The sequence below is a fragment of the Candidatus Saccharibacteria bacterium oral taxon 488 genome (assembly GCA_013099015.1).
Taxonomy (GTDB): domain Bacteria; phylum Patescibacteriota; class Saccharimonadia; order Saccharimonadales; family Saccharimonadaceae; genus Nanosynbacter.
Map to the genome: position 1 here is coordinate 646,543 of CP039998.1, position 18,684 is coordinate 665,226.

Below are 18,684 nucleotides of genomic sequence, written 5' to 3' on the forward strand. Positions count from 1 at the left end.
ACTTTCTCAGTGACTTGTCGCCTTTTTCTTGTTCGCGGCCGTCCTATCAAGTGGCAGACGAAAACCAAACGTGCTGCCCTTGTTTTCTTTCGAGGTAAAAATCATCGCCCCACCGTGCTCCAACACAACTTTACGCGCCAAAAACAAGCCAACGCCCGTGCCGTCAGGACGACGCTTGCGAGCATTTGAAGCGCGAAAGAATTTACCAAACACGCCAGACTGCTCAGCTTTTGGCACGCCGATACCTTGGTCTTCGACCGTAAACACCACTTCCCGCGTATCGCAACAGAGCGACACCTTGACCGTCGTTCGTTCTTTAGAATAAAAGATTGCGTTATCAATCATGTTCATGATGACTTGGCGGAGTTTTTCAGCATCAATAGCCAAGGTCGGAACATCATCGTCAATACGCACCGAAAGAGTGATGTTATGCTGCTTGGCCACAATCTTCAGCAGAGCCATTTCACTTTGTACAATATCACCGAGGTTAGCCGGCTGACGATTCATAGTGAATGTTCCGGTCTGCAAGCGAGAGATACTGAGAAAGTCATTGATCAGTTGTACCATGCGCTCACTCGAGGAAAAGGCTTCGCGCAGAACAGCTTTCTGAGTTGGATGAACTGGGCCGAGATCACCTTGGAGCAACATATCGAGATAGCCCTTGATACTGGTTAGCGGTGTCCGCAGCTGATGGGACGCCATAGAAATAAACTCATTCTTCGCCTCGTCTAGCCGCTGTAGCTGCTGGTTACTCATCCGCAGTTCCTGCGTCGCCGCCTCGACACGCTGCTGTAGTTCGGCATTCAGCTCATTCACCTCCTCCATCGACTGAGCATTTTTAATGGCGATCGCTAGTTCACCGCGCACCGCCCGAAGCATTGAGAGATCACGCTCGACATAGTTATTTTTCTGACTTTCGCCGATCAGCACAAAACCAACGATGTCTTCCTGCAGCGATAATGTCATGACGATAGCCAGTTTTTGTAGTTTCATCGTCCGCCGTAGCTGCTCTGGCAGCGATTCGACGACCGCTACGTCATCAAGTTGTTCAATTTGGTGTTGCGCTGCCAATCCCGTTAGGTCCACTTGCGGCGGACGAGTGTGTCCACGTGAGCCAAATATCCGAAAGCGCCCGTCATCATAGACCGCAAAGATCACCTGACGAGCCTTGAGGAGCCGCGTCAGGCACGCCGCTAATCGAGTCGTCAGCAGCCGCAGCCCCATTGTGTGCAGCAAAATTTGCCCAATCTCGTTGATAAAACTTTCAATGGTATAATCCTGTCGATAAAACAACTTGTCGGTCAGGCGATCAAAAAACTGCTTGGTCGGTTGAAACAAAAACCCTAAAAACAATGCTGCCAGCACGCCCCAAAAGCCCGGTATCCCACCGATGTCGTGACCGCTGAGCGCACTGACAATCGCCGAGATAATATACGTCGCCGCGTAATATACGATCGCTAACAAGCTCAACAACATCGCATATGCAATCGTTCGCACCGCCGCATCTTTCAGACCAAAGAGACGATGTTTAACAATCGTTAGGTATGCCAACGGTATAAAAATAAAGGTGCTCAGCGGACCGGCCCAAATGAGATCGTAGCGACCGACAGCTGGTAGTAACAAATTAAATACCATGCCCACGCCACCAGCAATCCCGTACGCATGAGAAATAAGCCGTAGCTGAGAGCGCACCAAAAGCGCACTGCGACGACGAGCCTGATACGCGAGAATTACCAGTGCCGCCAAAAACAGCAGTATGAAATACGCCATATAGATGAAATAACCGATCGGATGGATGACGACGGTATGCTCATCCACTACCACTTGTGCTATCAGCCAGTCAACTCGCACGACAATCACCGCAGCAACGATACTGAATAACACCCAAGCAGTGGCCGGTAACCATTTCATTGTTCGTCGAGAGCCGATATGAGCCGCCACCGAGATCATGGCTACCGCGATCAGCGCTGCTCCGATGTAATATATCCTCAGGTACATCAGTGCCGCCGCCAGTACATTCGTCGCTAAAAACGCCGCAATACCCAGTGCCCACAGCGCAATGCCAACCGTCAGTACAAAAAAGAATCTGGTCGCCGGCTGGCGTGGTTGATGAGCCACGACCATAAGGCCAAATACCAATGACATCACCCCGGCAATAATCAGCCCCGCTATCTCCATGCCCACTCCCTCGTCATATTTCTAGTGTACCACCAACCTTTGGTCTACGCATAGCATACAGTGCATAGACACCGTCATTAGGACAATATACATCGACCTGCCAATCACCCAAACCCGCTACCCCCACAATCCGCTGCATTGTTTCGATTGACCGAGGCTGAATATGTGGCCACTGCACAACATTAAGCGTAAATCCCAGCTGCGGATGCGTATCACGCATATTACCAACCAGCAGTAGCCCACCAGGCTTCACTAGTTGAGCAGCATTGGCTAGGAAAGTTGCCGCATTAACCTGCAACGCCGTCGGGCTTTCATCTGAAAGCACCTCAGGTACATACTCCAAAATTCCAACGGCATCGACTGCATCGTACGTAGCCACCTCAAGACCAACCTGCCGCCGCAGTGCTCGAGCCGCTACGTTCATTTGAGCGTCTACTGCGGGCAGGGCTACGCCCTGAGCACGCAGAATATTCATACAACGAACGTCGGTAAACTGATCAACTTCCATTTCCTGAGCATACGCTTTTGCAGCACTGAGTGCTGACCGATCGAGATCAACCAGTGTGACTCGCGGCATGGTACCACCACTCTCTTTAATGTGCCGGAGTGCATGACAAACCGGCTGAGCAGCACCGCAAGCCAGACTAACCCACTGCTGTTCTGCGGTGCCCGGAGACGCTTGATCAATAGCGTGCCTGGAAAGAATATCCTGAACAATTTCACCGCGACTGCGAATACCGTGCGCATCCAAAATGTTACAAGCCCAGTCGCGCACCGCTGGCGAGACTGGTTTGCCATTCGTTAATTGCTCAATACTCGGATCATATAACAAGTCCAGTGCCGACGCTGTCGGTATCAGTTCCAGCCAATTCTCGACGCCAGGAACCCGAGCGATCAACTCGTGTGTCGCTGGATTAGTATCATCAATCCTCGTTCGCTGGCGCCCAATCGCTGCGTTAAGATCACAATCACCATGAAAGCCCATACCAGCTAACTTTTCTAGCTCCGCCGTTATCCTCTCGTGTGATGATGTCTGATATTGGTCACATATCGACACCTGATGAATCTGCCAATTAGCTACACCAATCTCTATGCCATGACCTGGCGCTTCGGCCGGTATCTTAGGCCAATCACCACGACCTGACTGAATATTCACCCCTTTACGCTGCTCTACTATCACCTTGCCCACCTTTATAGTAATAGTTTTACAATACACCACTGCCTGCTATAATACAATTATGGTTAAAATTGCTATCATTGAAGATGATGCCACAATCAGTCAGATGTACCGAATGAAGTTCGAGGCGGACGGATTTGACGTGCGGCTAGCCAGTAATGGGATTATCGGCGTCAGGTTAATTGAATCATTCCGCCCAGATATCATTCTGCTTGATATCCAAATGCCAGAAATGGATGGAGCTGAGGCCCTGCAACATATTCGGTCACACACATGGGGCAAGACAATACCGGTTATCGTACTGACCAACCTCGGCGAAGAAGAAGCTCCGCGCGAGATGCGCTCACTCGGCATCCAAGGCTACATCGTCAAGGCCAACCTCACCCCGCGCCAAGTTGTCGCCCAGGTCAAATCAGTCATTACAAAGCCGTGAGTTTCTACCGGATATTGACCCGGCGCAGGCACGCCGTAATGACATTATCAAACAATGCGCTCACCGTCAGCGGACCGACGCCGCCTTTTTCTGGTGTCAAGTGAATATCGGTGCGCGTCCGATTCACCGGTGCCACGTCACCAACAATCTTACCATCCTCCGAGGCGGTTCCTGCATCAACCACCACCGCACCAGGTCGGATCATATTCGGCTGGATCAATCCCGCCACACCAGTTGCCGTGACGATGACATCATATTCGTGTAGTCGCGATAAATCATCACCCCTACTAAATACCGTTACGTCCAGCCCCGACGCTCGCCACATCCGCTCCAGCGGCGCACCGACCAGCCGCCCACGCCCGACAATAGCCAACCTTTTACCAGCCAGCTCCACGCTATAGCCCGCCAATAGCCAATTGATGGCCATCGGTGTCGCCGGGTCAAACAGCGTTCGCTCAGAATTAAGGCCATCGACGTCTTTTTCTGGTGCCACCAGCCGCACAATTTGATCAGTCCGCTCTGGTTCAGCGAGCGGCAGTTGGACGATAATTCCTTGGACGTCATCACGTTGATTCAGCGCCGTGATTGTCTCCGGTAGCTGACGAGTCGCCACCCGACAAATTTCTACCTCAATCAAAATATCCGCACCGTAGCGCTGCTTGAGGCGCATGTAGGTAGCGATGACCGGATTGTCCGAATCGGTGACGATGGCGAGGCGCGGCTGAATGCGGTGCGCTTGACGGAGCATGCGCACTTGCTTGGCCTGACGCTGCTTGATAAACGACGCGAGTTCTGCACCATTGAGAGATTTCATTGTTTGATTGTAGCAAATCAGCATGGGCGCGTCGAGCGCCTTGAGGATGGTAGCCGCCTGTGGTATAATCGGGAAGCTTGGCGGATGTAGCTCAGTTGGTTAGAGCGCTGGATTGTGGCTCCGGAGGCCGTGGGTTCGAGCCCCATCATTCGCCCCAAGCATTGTCCGTAGCAAAAGGTGCGACGCTATGTTTACCTTCACCACTCATTATGCTATAATCTGGACTGATTGGGCCAGTAGCTCAGCTGGTTAGAGCACCTGCCTCTTAAGCAGGGTGTCGAGGGTTCGAGCCCCTCCTGGCCCTCCAAGGAATTATCAAACCCCAGTTTTTCTGGGGTTTTTAGTATGCCTGGTAAATCATACTGTTTATGAAAATGGATTATAGCCGCGTGAAGGCGGCTCTTGAAATCGAGGCGATGATGGTGACGGACAACCGGTACCGCCCTCGCTAGTGGGGCGAGGCGGCGGTGTATTTTGTGCCGATGACGACGGCTCCGCTTGGCGCAGTGGATTACCCACAAAGGTACGATTGGAAAGCGGAGCGTCGCTAGTCGTGTCATAGTCTTCCGCTATATCGCCGGTGCTTGCTGATGGTACATAACCACGCGCACCCAGCGCTGATGACTGATAATTCCCGATCCGCTGGCGATCGCAGTTGCGGTCGCTCACTCGACGACTTCGACCGGTATTACCAAACGCCGGCTGCGTCCGTGGCCGATGCGCCATTAACCGCTGAACTAACCGACGCGAAATTCGCGGTTTACCACTAGCATCCATATGACCCTCCTTCGATCATTCCTGGCGCCCCGAGTAGGATTCGAACCTACGACCTTAGGCTTAGAAGTCCTCTGCTCTATCCAGCTGAGCTATCAGGGCATGTTCACATTATAGCATCTTTCTGGTACAATAGTGCAAGCTCGCGGGTGTAGTACAGCGGCTAGTATGCAAGTTTTCCAAACTTGAGATGGGAGTTCGATTCTCCCCACCCGCACCAATGTAAGATAATTTCAATCCGCAAAAAAGGGCATCATGGATTCATATTCATACACAAACACTTCACCATACCAGCCACAGGACATTGAAGACGCCTCCGAATTTTATGACGTGATTGAGCGTAGCAACCTAACGCATCAACTGTCTGAGTCACGGCCGTACGTTTACTGGACAATGGAAATTTATGACAAAGCCAACGGCATCAAAGGCGGTGGCGGCCTGGGCGTATTGGCGGCAGACACGCGGCGGGTAGCCGAAAAGCTAGAAGTGCCATTTGTGGTGGTGACGCCATTTTACCGCAGCGAATCACATCAAAAAATTACCAACCTCGCACAAACTGAATACGTTGAGAAGGTCTCGCCTCAAGAGTATGGCTTTCATTATATTGATGAGGTTTCGGTTAGCTCCGCCGGCTTTCCCGATGCTAGTTTAAGTATTTTCAAAAAGACACTTGGCTCGACTCAATTTGTTACCATCTCAGAGCCAAACTTTGGACAGTTATACGAAGGCGAAGGCTCGGGTGATCACCGGCTGTACCAAGAAGTAGCGCTTGGGTTTGGCGGCTATAAAGCCTTGAAATTACTCGGCATCAAGCCAGCCGTCATCCAGCTCAACGAAACCGCGACAATTTTTGCGGCGTTGGCTCGACTGGATGAACTATGCGCCAATGGCATGAACCTATATGAAGCAATCGTTTACGTCCGCAAACACACGCTCTACACCAACCACACCCTACTCCAGGCGGCTGAACCAGAGTTTCACCGCTCGCAATTTGAAAAATTAGTACTGCCAAACCTCAAAAGCAACGCCGTGCGCTGCTGGCTGATGGAGCAATTTCGGGGAGACCACTTGCGACCAAACTTGTTGGCAATTGAGCTGACCGAAGCCAAAAATGGCGTCAGTAAACTGCACGCCCGCGTGGCAAATTTCCGCGACCGCAACAACGACAAGGTCAAGTTTCACGCCATCACCAACGGCATTGACCTCGAGACATGGGTACTGCCGGAAATCCTGCAGGCTTATCGTGAACATGCCATACTTGATAAATTTGGCCTGCCGACCGAACAGTATCAAGAGGCAATCACTGGGCTATCAGCCGCTACTATTCGATCACTTAAGCGTACTGGTCGGCTGGAATTAAATAGAATTCTCGCAAGGCGCAAGGATCAATACAACAATCCAGTTCACCTACCCGAAGGCGCACTGGTATTTGACTTCAAACGGCGATTTGCCAATTACAAGCGACCACACCTGGCATTTGAGCGCCCAGAGATGCTCAAGCAGATTTTGCTCGATAGCAACGCTCACTACATTCTTGCCGGTAAGGTTCATCAGGGCGATCATGATATGTATCAGCAGCTCCTGACCATCCTCAAGCTCGTCGATAGCGACCCTGTCCTGCGTGAGCGCGTCCACTACATTCAAGATTACGACGAGACCCTGGGACGAGCGCTGGCGATTGGCTCAGACGTTGCTATCAACGTGCCGATCATTGGCCTCGAGGCCTGCGGTACATCATGGGAAAAAGACATCGCCAATCTCAAGCTGCTCATCTCTACCAGTGACGGTGGTGTTGCTGACATTAAACCAATTGCCTGTCTCGAGGTGAGCGGTGTAAGTCCAGAGGACGAAACCACCTCGCTCTACGCTAATATGCGGCGGGCGGCACAAATTATCGCTAACGACGAGCTGCTGATACAACACATTCATCGCCAGCTCATAGCCTATCTACCGATCATATCAGGTGCACGAATGCTCAAGGATTATCTCAAGTTTCTGTTTCCCGCCCGCCACACAACCAAATAGAGCCGATGGCAGAACACTCCGTAGCTACTCGGTGATAACTTCAATCTCTGCACCCAGTGAATTGAGCCGCTGTGCTAGTTCCTCGTAGCCGCGATTGATTGAATACACATCGCGCAGGATTGACACGCCCGGCGCCGCTAACATGGCGAGCAGCACCACAACCGACGGCCGCAGCGCTGGCGGTGCCACAACATCAGCGGGCTTCCACCTGGTCGGGCCAGTGATATACACCCGATGCGGATCAACCAGCTCGATCTGCGCATTCAATTTACTCAGCTCGGTGAAATAAATCGCTCGGTTCTCGTAACTCCAGTCGTGCACCAATGTCCGGCCTTTAGCGACGGTCGCAATCAGCCCCAAGAACGGCAGGTTGTCCATATTAATCCCCGGAAACGGCAGCGCGTGAATCTTGTCCTTTGGCGCAACCAACTTGGAGTGTTTCAGCGTGATATCCACCAAGCGAGTACGACCGTTGTTGGCTGCATACTCCTCACTTAACTCATATTGCAAACCCATCTCAGCCAATGTTGCCAGCTCAATTTCCAAAAACTCAATTGGTGCCCGGCGCACCGTGATTTCTGAATCAGTCACCACGGCCGCCGCGATAAAGCTCATCGCCTCGATCGGGTCTTCAGACGGGTAATAATCGACTGTCGTATTGATGTGCGACCGGCCCGTGATTTTTAGCGTCGTTGTACCAATTCCTTCAATGGTCACGCCCAATTTCTGCAAGAAGAAACACACATCCTGCACCATGTAGTTCGGGCTGGCGTTGCGGATGATGGTGGTGTCTGGTGACAGAGCCGCCGCCATGATAACGTTTTCCGTCACCGTGTCGCCGCGTTCAGTCAATAAAATTATCCGATCGCCCGTTGTCGGCTCGACGCGCGCATGATAGTACCCACCTTCGGCCGCTACCTGCATCCCAAAATGCTTCAGACCCGACAGATGTGGCTCCACCGTGCGCTTGCCGAGATTACAGCCACCAGCAAATGGCAACTGAAAATCATGATATTGATGAAGCAGCGGGCCAAGGAACATGATCACGGTACGCGTGCGTTTAGCGGCAGCGATATCCATATCCTCCAGCCTCAGCCGCGCAGGTGGTATAATCTCCAGGTCGTTCTTTCGCAGCCAGCGGGTCCTGACACCAATCGAGTTGAGTACCTCGATGATCCGGTTAACCTCCTCGATACGTGCCACATGACGCAAGGTCGTTTTTCCCCTGTTGAGCAAGCTAGCGCAGAGCAGCCCCACGGCTGCATTCTTGCTCGTTTTGACCGATATATCACCAGAAAGTTTTTTACCGCCATGCACCCGAAAGTTCATCTTGCCTGAGTGATTGAGCGTAACGATATCACAATTGAGTACATCGCTAATCCTCATTAGCATCTCGACGCTAATATTCTGACCGCCGTTCTCGATACGGTTAATGGCACTTTGTGATGTACCAATGGCCTCAGCTAGCTGTGTCTGGGTGAGGCCTTTACGATTACGATTTTCGGTGATAATAACGCCGATTTTTTGGAGATAGTCATTCATGCTCATAGCGTACAATATATCACACATGATATATGTTGTAAAGTGCTATAATAGAGGAAAAGGAGGGAGTGTCATGCAAGATACACAGGTCGCCGATTTGATTGCGGCAGAAATAAAACGGCAGCAGTTGGGGATCGAAATGATCCCAAGCGAAAATTACGTTTCAACTAGTGTACTCAAGGCGCTGGGCAGCGTCTTTACCAACAAATATTCTGAAGGTTACCCCGGCCGGCGCTATTACGGCGGACAAGAAAACACCGACCAAATTGAACAGCTGGCGATTGACCGCGCTAAACAGCTATTCGGCGCTGATCACGCTAATGTTCAGCCGCACTCCGGCGCCCAGGCCAACGAGGCCGTATATTATGCGTGGTGCGAGCCGGGCGATACCATTCTGGCCATGGATTTGGCGCACGGCGGCCACTTAACGCACGGCGCGCCAGTCACCCGCTCAGCCCGCGAATATACCTTCGTCCGCTACGGCATCAAGGATGTCGAGACTGGCGAAATTGACTATGAAGAAATTCGCCGATTGGCGCTAGAACATCGGCCAAAAATCATCTTGGCGGGCTTCTCGGCCTATCCGCGCGAGCTAGGTTACACCAAGTTTGCCGAGATTGGCAACGAAGTTGGCGCCATGCTGATGGCAGATATGAGCCACATCGCTGGGCTGATCGTTGGCGGCGTGGCTAAAAATCCGTTTGACTATGGCTTTCACGTTATCACCACTACCACGCACAAAACCTTGCGCGGCCCGCGCGGCGGCTTGATTTTGTCGAGGGGCATAGCTAGCAATCCTTTGAAACGGCCAGAAAAAACCTTGGAAAACTTGCCAACGCTGATCGACCGGGCGGTCTTCCCTGGCACGCAAGGCGGCCCACACATGCACACCATCGCCGCCAAGGCAGTGGCCTTTGGCGAGGCGCTCCGCCCAGAGTTCACGGAATACGCCCAGCAAATCGTAAAGAATGCGGCCGTGCTGGCAGATGAATTGAAACGCGGCGGCTTGAAATTAGTGACAGGCGGCACCAGCAACCATCTGGTGTTGGCAGATGTCTATGGTAGCTTCGGCATTGACGGCAAGACTGCTCAGGAGCGATTGGAGGCCAGTGGCATCACCGCCAACGCCAATGCTATACCGAACGACACCCTACCGCCATTCCGTCCAAGCGGCCTGCGCCTCGGTACGCCAGCGGTGACGACGCGCGGCATGACGGAGGCGGAAGTCAAACAGATTGCCGAGTGGATTATTACAGCGATAACCGCAGATGACCCGACAGAATACGCAAAAATTAAGCAACAAACTACTAGCCTTGCGGCGCGTTTTCCGCTACCATATAACTAATACTAAATAACTTGGGGGGCAAATCAGAAATGATTTCTTCAAACAAAACTAAAGGTTTCACATTGGTTGAGCTCTTGATCGTTATCGTGGTCATCGCTATCTTGGCTGCTATTTCGATTGTGGCGTACAATGGTGTGACAAATAAGGCTCGGGATGATGAGCGAGTGGCTGATGCACGAGATATTATTAACGCTGCTGCAGTGTACAACTCAGAGAATGCCCATTGGCCAACAATATCAGAGCTAGGATCATTCAACACGGTTAAACTTTCAAATCAGACAAAGAGTCGTCTTGGAACTGTGGCACCAAGTGCAGGTGATAAGAATAAATACCAATACAAGCTGTGCGGGACTGCTCCGAATTTCACTGGGGCGAAAGTCACTTACTGGAAGGAGGTCATTAGTAGTCATGAGCACCACGAGAAAACAGTAAGCAGTGGCAGCGGTTGCTAAAGAGACACGTTACCATAAATAAAATAATCCCCGACACTGGCCGGGGATTATTTTATTTATATTAAGAGCTCCTATCCTGCAGGGATTATGAGCACTTACCAGTCTTCATGACAATCTTGTGGTTGGTCTCACCATTACCCAAAACATCTTTCCAGTAGGTAACTTTGACACCAGATACGGCAGTACCATCCATGCAGTGCGCAAAGCCAAAGAGATGTTTATGAGTATCATCTGGTTCTGGCGCTGGTGTAACCGGGCTTGCCGAACCACCAAGACCGGTTATCGCTTTCTCGGAAAGTTTAATGGTCTGGTACTTCACTACTTCTTCGACGGTTGGCCACTTATCGTTATCTGCATTATACGAAGCCGCTGCATTCAGGATGCTCCTTGCGTCTGAAGCCCGCTCATCATCCCGAGCCTTATTTGTCACACCATTGTACGCCACAATCGAAATAGCAGCCAAGATAGCGATGACCACGATAACGATCAAGAGCTCAACCAATGTGAAACCTTTAGTTTTGTTTGAAGAAATCATTTCTGATTTGCCCCCTATTTTTAGTTAGTTATTATTGTAACTTGATTGTAACAAAGCGATTATAAAAGCGCAAGCATTTTATGAATAATTCCCTGATTCGACTCACGTTGGCCATAAAAACAGAGGTAGTACCTCAAAGCACTTCCTGCTCGAAACAGGCGTTATCCACACGACCCACCCGAACCCGCTATGGACACGAGGCGCCGGCAGTGCCGTTTGCAGGAACATTGATTGACTTGATGAGGCGCTGGCTGGAGTACTGAATGTTTTCACCAGCAACGGTTTTAGTCACCCCAAGGCTGACCTTGAGCGTACCGTCATTAATCTTGCAAACATTGAAATTAAGCACTGTACTGGTGTCGATGATTGTCTCGACTGCCCCGTCCAGCTGCCAGATACGGTCACTGGCACTCGGACATGAGCCATCGTACATCGTCTTGCGCTTGAGTTCCGAGCCGCTCTGGAAATACTCAGTGGTATAGGTCTTGGCATCAGCGATAGCAACCGCTCCCCACGCCACACCGCAATCACTTTTTTGGATCAGACGCCGCGTCGGGCTGTAGGGGTTGTCGCTGGTGGCGAGACTATGCATACGTACGTATGACGAGGTTGTTCCCTCAAGCGTAGTACTGAGCCGCACGTCCGCCTCAATCCGATCAAGTGCCGTTAGCACATCGCTCTGTAGTTGTGACCTGGCACTAGTGATCATTGATGAGCCAGTAAGGTTGATAATTAGGCCGATGATACCCGCCAGCACCAAGATAATGACTGGCGCAATCGCCAAGATCTCGATCAGCGTAAATCCCCGGCTGCGCTGTCGCCGATTAGAATTAGCCCGAAATGTACGTCGCATGCACCACCTCCTGCGCTGGCGTTCCATAAGTAATAATCACTGCGACGCGAATCACTGCGACGCTGTTTGGCACTTTACAATACTCGACTCGGGCACGAACCGGACTCGGTAGTATCGGTGTGGTTGGTGGCGTCACCTGTTCAGTCTTGACCGCACCACTACCGCAAACCTCGGACACCGTTTTGTATAGGCCGCGTTCACGCAGAATGCTGTATCCGATACTAGCGGCCTCCGACGTACGGCGAGCCTCAGTATTGCGCGCCAACACCGCCCCGTACAGTTGGTAACCACTCATTATAAAGATCCCGGCGATAATCAAGGTGATCATCAGTTCGACAACGGTGAAACCGCCCGCATGCTTTAGAGACGTTTGCTGTTGAGTACTTGCCATTTACCCGGCTCCTTTGTTTCTAAATGATAAAAAATCGTATAGCGCCGACAGGCCGTACCTATCTCGTCACACACGCCACCGTAAACCCCAGCAATGTAGACGTACGCACCGTTCGGATAATTAGTAATCTTGGTGTTTTCGTAATCATCCTTCTTGGCAAACAGCTGACCCACGTTAGTGATCGGATTAACACCGAATGTACCGTTAATCGCCGATATGAGGCGTTCTCGATCCAGCGGGCCAGTCTTGGCGGCACCACCCAGTTCGTCAAACGCCGCTGCAAACTGCACCGCAGTCATCTTGCCAGCACCGCTGGCGCCAGAAACGTACGCCGGATAGCCGCCAGCAGGCTTGATGACGTTACCGGCACTGTCACGAATTTCCCGTGGATAGACGCTCTCGAGGTAGTTCTGCAAGGCTAGTACATCGGCCTCACGTTCCTTATCGCGTGCCGCCGCCTGATAATTACGAAAACTTAATGTCGCAAGCACCAGCAAAATCGCCATGACGGCAATAGCAATGATCAGCTCGACTAGCGTAAACCCCCGTCCCTTCATACCCCCATCATACTCGGAAATATGCATAAGCGCAAGCGTTTTGAGACTCAAATTTCCAACGGTTCTTGCTGGATCTGGATGTGGAACTTATCGTAGACTGCCTGGATGATGGCGTCACGTGCCGCCGCCAGATCGTGGTAGCTGGTCGCCGACTCATTGATCAATACCAGTGCGTTTTTATCATGTACCCGCATACCGTGTAGTAGCGCCCCCTTGAGCCCAGCTTGCTCAATCAGCCAGCCCGTCGGCACCTTGTGTCGGCCGTCCGGCATGTCATAGGACGGCGCATCCGGATACTGTTCACGAAGTTCATTCAGCTGCCATGATTCGATCAGCGCGTTCTTGAAGAATGAACCAGCGTTGGGTCGCTCGGTCGGATCGGGCAGCTTATCAAACCGAATCGCCATAACCGCGTCACGGATCACCTGCGGCGTAAAGGTCGTGATGTTCATGTTGGTCAAATACCGTTGTAGACCAGCGTAAAACGGCGGTTTCGGTGCTGCGCAATGGAGCTTGATGGTAATTGAGAGAATGCAGTAGCGGCCGCTCGCCTCACCGCGAAAAATACTATGCCGATACGAAAATCCGCACTCCGCTGCGTCTAAGGTCACCACCCGGTCAGCCAGCGAATCGTATGCCTCTAGCTCAGTAAGCACATCAGCGACTTCCTGGCCATACGCACCAACGTTCTGCACCGGCGCGGCGCCAGCTGTCCCAGGGATGGCCGACATCGCCTCGATACCACTCAGGCCCATGGCGACCGTACGCTTGACTATCTCGTCCCATATTTCACCCGCACCAACCTTGATCGTTGCCGTCTGGCCATCATCAGTTAGCACTTCAAATCCCTTAATCCGATTGAGTAGCACCGCCCCCTCAAACCCTTCGTCGCGAGCGATGACATTACTACCGCCACCCAAGACAAAAATTGGGATACCCTGCACCTTGGCACTTTTATATAACTCTCTGACTTCATTCACCGACGTCGCCGATGCCATAAAGCGCGCCTTGCCACCGAGGCGCATTGTCGTATATTGTTGCAACGGAATCTCTGTTCGTATCTCCATATGATACATTATATCATTTCTATTTAGGCGCGGTGCGTGGTATAATACCTCTGTATGCACCCGTAGCTCAGCGGATTAGAGTACTTGGCTTCGAACCAAGAGGTCGCAAGTTCGAATCTTGCCGGGTGTACCATGAACTCCGCGCTATTCCTACCGGACCTTTTCCTATCAGCGCGTTAGTTATGCCCCGTTAGCTCAACTGGATAGAGCGTTGGTTTCCGGTACCAAAGGTTGCAGGTTCGATTCCTGTGCGGGGTACCACTATACTAGACAATACCCTGGTCGATGCTAGGGTATTTTTACTTGAATTGCTCAGTTGTTGGCAATGCCAACTTGCCATTTGTCATATCGTTAATTGTACCTTGAAAATGATCATACGCCTCGTGTATCGATAGACTGGGGGTGATCATCTGCGGTAATTTATGAATAAAGTCCATTGCCCATTCTATTGCTTGCATACAGATGCCTTGCTCACCTTCACCAAAACTCATCAGCGTTTCTCCGCCCAGAGACCATATCAACTCATCATGAAATACTTTCGCTGGTTGATACTCAATTTCTGCTTCGGTAACGGTCGTGAGGCGCTCTATCGTGGCATCAAACTCGCGCCGCGATTGTCGTTGCTGTTCTTCCCGCTTTAGTCGGTCGTGTGTCTCTTTCACACCATCGAACAGCTGCAAGAAACAGTCCGCCAAATATTCATCAGTATGACTCTCACGCGCGTCCAATTGACCATCGTTAGTTTTTATGCCCATGCTAGTACGAACTTCCAGTGCGGCTCGCTCACGCCGTATTGCGTCATACTCTTGTTGGCACTCTTGGCACTTCTTGGCAAACATAAGGGCGTCCGAGTTATATCGCGGATCTCTAAATATAAACCGAATAATATTATTGATAGTTATTATCTGTGCATCAAAGCTAAAGTTAGGGTCGACTCTGCTCGTCTCCCAAAACCACTGCAGACTAGATACCACCGGTGACGGCTTGCTCGCTCGCGCCTTGTCAATAAGGTCGAGGTTAATGGTAATGTTGTCGGGGCGTTCATGTATTACCCGACTAAGTTGTTCTACCTGCCCCTCAAGCCATTTTCTTTCAGCCAGTCGAAAACCAATCGACCCAGCCGCACCACCCACAACAGTCCCAGCTGTCGTCAGAAATGGCTCGCCAGAACCTAGCCATGACATACCTCCACCAGCGACAAAGCTGCCAAATCCGAGAGCACCCATATCCCGTAGTGTTAGCCTAGTATGTCGATCTTCCCGAGCTATATCTTCAAGTTGCTCGACGATATTCACGAGCATAGGATCTTGGCATATGGTAACAAAGCCCTGGCTGGAGATGCGGCCGTTATATTCAACCCTCTCAGACCCGGGGAGATCAAGAAAACACCCCCCTACAATTACCCCGTCCGCGATAACAAAACAGGAATCCTGCACCTCTCTTGAAAGCTTCGGGTCAACCAATTCTCCATCCTCTAGCACCTTAATAGGTGTTAATATCTCCACACCCCCTCGCGGTATGGCACGACGTGTCCGCTCGGTTAGTTGCCCACTTTCATCAATAAGACCACTCTCTACAAGCCCCTCGATTGAGCTGGGCGATCGCTCTCTAACCTCACTTCCGCGCCCGAAAAAATCCATACCGCTCTTAGCCATGTGCCTATTATACAATATTAAATTGTATTGGCAACTCTACTGTCCGAGTGACATCGGCGGTGCACCTGTACCTGGAGATACCATACTACCGCCGTCAGCTACGTCGCCGACCACCGCTCGTATCTGCTCCGCCGTGATAATCGTCGTTGAGCCCGGCGCGACAGAGCCAGCGAGTAGCTGCTTGGCGACGGTATTCTCGACAGCTCGCTGCACCACGCGGCGCATCGGACGAGCGCCGAGGCGCGGGTCGTAGCCAGCATCAACCAATAATTTTTTGCCCGCCTCTTCGACGGTGACTTGGATTTTTTGTGGTGCCAACGTTCGATTGATACCAGTCAAAATGAGATCAACGACCTGCAGCAGCTCTTCTTTACCCAGAGGACGAAATAGCACGATTTCATCAAACCGGTTGAGAAACTCCGGACGAAATAGATTGGCGTTAATCAGCTCATTGATAAATGTTTGCTCAAACTGCTCCAGCTGGTAGCCACGCTCGATGTATTCACGAATTCTCTCGGCCCCGGCGTTCGACGTCGCAATGACTAAGCAATCACGAAAACTAATGTCGCGGTTCTTTTCGTCGCGTAAAATTCCCTCGTCTAGTAACTGCAGAAGCGTCGTGAGTACCTGCGGGTGGGCCTTTTCAATTTCATCAAGCAACACCACCGAGAATGGTCGCTTCTGTACCTGGGCAGTCAGGCTCATCGGATCGTTCGCCCCATCAGCGATCAGCCGCGCCACGTCCTCGGCCCGCACAAATTCGTTGAGATCCAGCCGGATGAGGTTGCCCTCGCCACCAAAATAGATATCCGCCAGCGCCTTGGACAGCTCGGTTTTACCGACACCAGTTGGGCCCAGGAACAAAAACGTACCAATCGGCCGATCAGGGTTACGCACACCGGCACGTGCTCGCCGGATCGCATCAGAGATGACGCTGACGGCACGCGTTTGATTGATCATGCGCTGATGGATCAAGTCTTCGAGGTTCAAGAGTTTTTCCCGTTCGTCGTCAGTCGAGGCAGTCGCGATCTTGATACCCATAGTTTTTTCGACCGCGTCATCAACCGACTGAGCCGTCACCAGCCCGGACGACGCATAATGAGCTGCCGCTTCTAGCACCTTGAGCGCCCGACCCGGCATCGCCACGTCTTGGACGTACCGCTCACCGACGCGGTAGGCTTCAGCGATGGCTTGATACATGTAGGTCACTTTGTGGCGATGCTCAAGGCTGATCAGCTGATCACGCATAATCCACACCGTCTCCTCGGGCGATGATGGCTCGATAACGATGGTATTGAGCGCCGTTGCCAGCTGGGCGTTGCGCTGAGAAATCTGCAAGTAGCGCTGACTATCCATGGTCAAGATAATTCGCAGCCTGCCCGCCTCCAAAATCGGCAGTAACAAATTACTCAGATCAACCGAACCGACGCCCTCCTCGAAAAACAGCTGGGCATTATCGAGGCACAGAATCACATTCTTTGATAAAAATGCTTCGTTGAGAATCTGCGTCACCAGTCCTTCCAGCTCGCCCCGACCAGCCGCCGCCGAAATCAGCGACGAGGCGTCCAGCAGGAAAATCTGCCGATAGAGCAGCGACGACGGCACGGTTTTATGTCCGTCAATGAGCATCTCGGCGAACGCCGCCACGACCGTACTTTTGCCAGCCCCATCAAGCCCGACCAGCGCTGCATTTTGCCGGCCATTCGAGCCAAAAATTGTCATCAGCTGCTCCAGCGCCGCCTGATGAGCGTCCAGCTGCGAGATCATCGTCCCGCCCGACACCTGCAGGCTGAGGTTCTGAGCGAACCGACTCAAGAGCGGCGTATAGCCAAACGACCAGTCGCGAGCGATACCGCCGGTGTGAAGCGGCTTTTGCTTGAACTGTTCGATCAATGACTCGAGGCGTTCATACCACATAATGCCACCCAATACATCACGAAAATCAATTTTTAGATTTGCTAGCAGAGCGTCATGATTCGGAAATTGCTCAACAATCGCCGCCGCCAGCACCGCACCTGTTACCTTCGGGCTATTGGTGTCACGCCAAATTCGCAGCGCTGATTGCCACACGGCCGGCGTGTTATTTGGATCATCCGAAGCAATATTCGCCAAAAAGTTTGGCGTAAGGCCCAACCGCACTCCGAGGAATTGCCCGGCCCGCGACTGACCAACCGCCAGGGCAATTTCTTTCGGTGACGGCCGCTGGCTCAGGCGGCCCAGCACATCCGCCGCCATCACATCATCAATCGTCTCCGCCCGCGCGCTCACCGCCATCGTCTTGAGATCGCCCTGCCACCACACACTGAGCATCACCAATGGCCCCACCAGACCAATCATCAACCAACCAATCGGCCCGTGCTTGATCAATAGCCAAACGCCACCCAGGCCCAATGCAACGGCGACGAGTACCACTAGCACATGCCAAACTGTACCAAACCGCGCCGTGAACCGTGCCTTTTGCGCCCGCAAGCTGTGATAACGAAACTCCGGTCGCACCTCGTTCATGCCAAAACCCTCATCTGCCACAAGATAATTCCTATCACCGGTGTTACGGGTAGCAGTGCCCACACCACGATGCTGCCGACCGCCCACACCGCCCGCAGGCTGATAACCACCAGCCCCGCAAACAGCACCAAAAGCCGCACCACCGCACCAACTGCCCGTGAGAACAGTCGGTCAAAAAAAGCCTGTATCTTGACAGCGAGCGGCGCCTGAGCACGAACTTGCCCTGCGGAAATTTGGCGAAATGGATCAAACAGCGTCCGCACCAACAAACCGATTGAGAAAAAATCGGCCGTCCGCAGCACACCGAGACCAACGCGCTGCATATGCCGCCGCCAGCCTGCGCCATACCACCACTGGAAAATACCCACCAAAAACATAGTT

17 protein-coding genes and 6 tRNA genes are annotated in these 18,684 nt (G+C 52.1%); 9 read left to right on the forward strand and 14 right to left on the reverse strand.

What is annotated here, in order from left to right; translation table 11 throughout:
• Window positions 1–6: 6 nt before the first annotated feature.
• Complete coding sequence (locus tag FBF29_03400) at window positions 7–2,178, reverse strand: hypothetical protein (protein ID QJU07727.1); 2,172 nt, start codon at window positions 2,176–2,178, stop codon at window positions 7–9.
• 13 nt (window positions 2,179–2,191) lie between these two features.
• Entirely contained in the window at window positions 2,192–3,358 is a 1,167-nt protein-coding gene (locus tag FBF29_03405; GenBank protein QJU07728.1) for a class I SAM-dependent methyltransferase, read from the reverse strand.
• A 58-nt stretch (window positions 3,359–3,416) separates the two neighbouring features.
• Here FBF29_03405 and FBF29_03410 point away from each other — a divergent pair, with 58 nt between their 5' ends.
• Window positions 3,417–3,788: a response regulator gene (locus FBF29_03410; protein ID QJU07729.1), complete on the forward strand. Its 372-nt coding sequence runs from the start codon at window positions 3,417–3,419 to the stop codon at window positions 3,786–3,788.
• Window positions 3,789–3,792: 4 nt separating this feature from the next.
• On the opposite strand, the gene FBF29_03415 is transcribed toward FBF29_03410, so the two are convergent.
• Entirely contained in the window at window positions 3,793–4,626 is an 834-nt protein-coding gene (locus FBF29_03415; protein QJU07730.1) for a bifunctional 5,10-methylenetetrahydrofolate dehydrogenase/5,10-methenyltetrahydrofolate cyclohydrolase, read from the reverse strand.
• 56 nt (window positions 4,627–4,682) lie between these two features.
• Between FBF29_03415 and FBF29_03420 the strand changes: the two genes are divergently transcribed.
• Window positions 4,683–4,759: transfer RNA gene (locus FBF29_03420), tRNA-His, on the forward strand.
• A 73-nt stretch (window positions 4,760–4,832) separates the two neighbouring features.
• Window positions 4,833–4,909 (forward strand) — tRNA-Lys (locus FBF29_03425).
• A gap of 59 nt (window positions 4,910–4,968) precedes the next feature.
• On the opposite strand, the gene FBF29_03430 is transcribed toward FBF29_03425, so the two are convergent.
• Both FBF29_03430 and FBF29_03435 read right to left on the reverse strand, forming a co-directional pair.
• A complete protein-coding gene (locus FBF29_03430) occupies window positions 4,969–5,379 on the reverse strand; it encodes a hypothetical protein (GenBank protein ID QJU07731.1) in 411 nt (136 codons plus the stop codon).
• 22 nt (window positions 5,380–5,401) lie between these two features.
• Window positions 5,402–5,478, reverse strand: a tRNA-Arg gene (locus FBF29_03435).
• Between the two features lie 43 nt (window positions 5,479–5,521).
• On the opposite strand from FBF29_03435, the gene FBF29_03440 reads away from it, so the two are divergent.
• Window positions 5,522–5,596: transfer RNA gene (locus tag FBF29_03440), tRNA-Gly, on the forward strand.
• Window positions 5,597–5,631: 35 nt separating this feature from the next.
• Window positions 5,632–7,401 carry a hypothetical protein gene (locus FBF29_03445; GenBank protein QJU07732.1) on the forward strand — a complete coding sequence of 590 codons (1,770 nt, stop codon included), beginning with the start codon at window positions 5,632–5,634 and terminating at the stop codon, window positions 7,399–7,401.
• A gap of 24 nt (window positions 7,402–7,425) precedes the next feature.
• Here FBF29_03445 and FBF29_03450 read toward each other — a convergent pair whose 3' ends face one another.
• A complete protein-coding gene (locus FBF29_03450; GenBank protein ID QJU07961.1) occupies window positions 7,426–8,949 on the reverse strand; it encodes a UDP-N-acetylglucosamine 1-carboxyvinyltransferase in 1,524 nt (507 codons plus the stop codon).
• A gap of 67 nt (window positions 8,950–9,016) precedes the next feature.
• On the opposite strand from FBF29_03450, the gene FBF29_03455 reads away from it, so the two are divergent.
• Together FBF29_03455 and FBF29_03460 are read left to right on the forward strand one after the other, a co-directional pair.
• Window positions 9,017–10,288: a serine hydroxymethyltransferase gene (locus tag FBF29_03455; GenBank protein ID QJU07733.1), complete on the forward strand. Its 1,272-nt coding sequence runs from the start codon at window positions 9,017–9,019 to the stop codon at window positions 10,286–10,288.
• A 29-nt stretch (window positions 10,289–10,317) separates the two neighbouring features.
• A complete protein-coding gene (locus FBF29_03460; protein ID QJU07734.1) occupies window positions 10,318–10,740 on the forward strand; it encodes a type II secretion system protein in 423 nt (140 codons plus the stop codon).
• Between the two features lie 85 nt (window positions 10,741–10,825).
• Here FBF29_03460 and FBF29_03465 read toward each other — a convergent pair whose 3' ends face one another.
• The 5 genes from FBF29_03465 to murB form a co-directional block, all read right to left on the reverse strand.
• Window positions 10,826–11,275, reverse strand: a complete 450-nt coding sequence (locus FBF29_03465) for a type II secretion system protein (GenBank protein QJU07735.1) — start codon at window positions 11,273–11,275, stop codon at window positions 10,826–10,828.
• Between the two features lie 187 nt (window positions 11,276–11,462).
• Window positions 11,463–12,128 carry a hypothetical protein gene (locus FBF29_03470; protein ID QJU07736.1) on the reverse strand — a complete coding sequence of 222 codons (666 nt, stop codon included), beginning with the start codon at window positions 12,126–12,128 and terminating at the stop codon, window positions 11,463–11,465.
• On the reverse strand, window positions 12,106–12,519 hold the full coding sequence (locus FBF29_03475; protein ID QJU07737.1) for a prepilin-type N-terminal cleavage/methylation domain-containing protein: 414 nt from the start codon (window positions 12,517–12,519) through the stop codon (window positions 12,106–12,108). Before FBF29_03475 ends, FBF29_03470 begins: the two co-directional genes overlap by 23 nt.
• Window positions 12,489–13,103: a prepilin-type N-terminal cleavage/methylation domain-containing protein gene (locus FBF29_03480; GenBank protein QJU07738.1), complete on the reverse strand. Its 615-nt coding sequence runs from the start codon at window positions 13,101–13,103 to the stop codon at window positions 12,489–12,491. The genes FBF29_03475 and FBF29_03480 overlap by 31 nt, the downstream gene beginning before the upstream one ends.
• 20 nt (window positions 13,104–13,123) lie before the next feature.
• Window positions 13,124–14,143: a UDP-N-acetylmuramate dehydrogenase gene (gene murB / locus FBF29_03485; protein ID QJU07739.1), complete on the reverse strand. Its 1,020-nt coding sequence runs from the start codon at window positions 14,141–14,143 to the stop codon at window positions 13,124–13,126.
• Between the two features lie 56 nt (window positions 14,144–14,199).
• Between murB and FBF29_03490 the strand changes: the two genes are divergently transcribed.
• Window positions 14,200–14,276: transfer RNA gene (locus tag FBF29_03490), tRNA-Arg, on the forward strand.
• Window positions 14,277–14,327: 51 nt separating this feature from the next.
• Window positions 14,328–14,404: transfer RNA gene (locus FBF29_03495), tRNA-Arg, on the forward strand.
• Between the two features lie 38 nt (window positions 14,405–14,442).
• On the opposite strand, the gene FBF29_03500 is transcribed toward FBF29_03495, so the two are convergent.
• The 3 genes from FBF29_03500 to FBF29_03510 are packed head-to-tail and all read right to left on the reverse strand — an operon-like array spanning window position 14,443 to window position 18,680.
• Window positions 14,443–15,798, reverse strand: a complete 1,356-nt coding sequence (locus FBF29_03500; protein ID QJU07740.1) for a hypothetical protein — start codon at window positions 15,796–15,798, stop codon at window positions 14,443–14,445.
• A 36-nt stretch (window positions 15,799–15,834) separates the two neighbouring features.
• Window positions 15,835–18,324 carry an ATP-dependent Clp protease ATP-binding subunit gene (locus FBF29_03505; protein ID QJU07741.1) on the reverse strand — a complete coding sequence of 830 codons (2,490 nt, stop codon included), beginning with the start codon at window positions 18,322–18,324 and terminating at the stop codon, window positions 15,835–15,837.
• A complete protein-coding gene (locus FBF29_03510) occupies window positions 18,300–18,680 on the reverse strand; it encodes a hypothetical protein (protein ID QJU07742.1) in 381 nt (126 codons plus the stop codon). Before FBF29_03510 ends, FBF29_03505 begins: the two co-directional genes overlap by 25 nt.
• Between the last annotated feature and the right edge of the window lie 4 nt (window positions 18,681–18,684).

Excerpts from the sequence above, each read along its gene's own strand:
- FBF29_03400 (QJU07727.1), bottom strand. The coding sequence starts at position 2,178 with ATGGAGATAGCGGGGCTGATTATTGCCGGGGTGATGTCATTGGTATTT.
- FBF29_03410 (QJU07729.1), top strand. The coding sequence starts at position 3,417 with ATGGTTAAAATTGCTATCATTGAAGATGATGCCACAATCAGTCAGATG.
- FBF29_03415 (QJU07730.1), bottom strand. The coding sequence starts at position 4,626 with ATGCTGATTTGCTACAATCAAACAATGAAATCTCTCAATGGTGCAGAA.
- FBF29_03430 (QJU07731.1), bottom strand. The coding sequence starts at position 5,379 with ATGGATGCTAGTGGTAAACCGCGAATTTCGCGTCGGTTAGTTCAGCGG.
- FBF29_03445 (QJU07732.1), top strand. The coding sequence starts at position 5,632 with ATGGATTCATATTCATACACAAACACTTCACCATACCAGCCACAGGAC.
- FBF29_03450 (QJU07961.1), bottom strand. The coding sequence starts at position 8,949 with ATGAGCATGAATGACTATCTCCAAAAAATCGGCGTTATTATCACCGAA.
- FBF29_03455 (QJU07733.1), top strand. The coding sequence starts at position 9,017 with ATGCAAGATACACAGGTCGCCGATTTGATTGCGGCAGAAATAAAACGG.
- FBF29_03460 (QJU07734.1), top strand. The coding sequence starts at position 10,318 with ATGATTTCTTCAAACAAAACTAAAGGTTTCACATTGGTTGAGCTCTTG.
- FBF29_03465 (QJU07735.1), bottom strand. The coding sequence starts at position 11,275 with ATGATTTCTTCAAACAAAACTAAAGGTTTCACATTGGTTGAGCTCTTG.
- FBF29_03470 (QJU07736.1), bottom strand. The coding sequence starts at position 12,128 with ATGCGACGTACATTTCGGGCTAATTCTAATCGGCGACAGCGCAGCCGG.
- FBF29_03475 (QJU07737.1), bottom strand. The coding sequence starts at position 12,519 with ATGGCAAGTACTCAACAGCAAACGTCTCTAAAGCATGCGGGCGGTTTC.
- FBF29_03480 (QJU07738.1), bottom strand. The coding sequence starts at position 13,103 with ATGCATATTTCCGAGTATGATGGGGGTATGAAGGGACGGGGGTTTACG.
- murB (QJU07739.1), bottom strand. The coding sequence starts at position 14,143 with ATGGAGATACGAACAGAGATTCCGTTGCAACAATATACGACAATGCGC.
- FBF29_03500 (QJU07740.1), bottom strand. The coding sequence starts at position 15,798 with ATGGCTAAGAGCGGTATGGATTTTTTCGGGCGCGGAAGTGAGGTTAGA.
- FBF29_03510 (QJU07742.1), bottom strand. The coding sequence starts at position 18,680 with ATGTTTTTGGTGGGTATTTTCCAGTGGTGGTATGGCGCAGGCTGGCGG.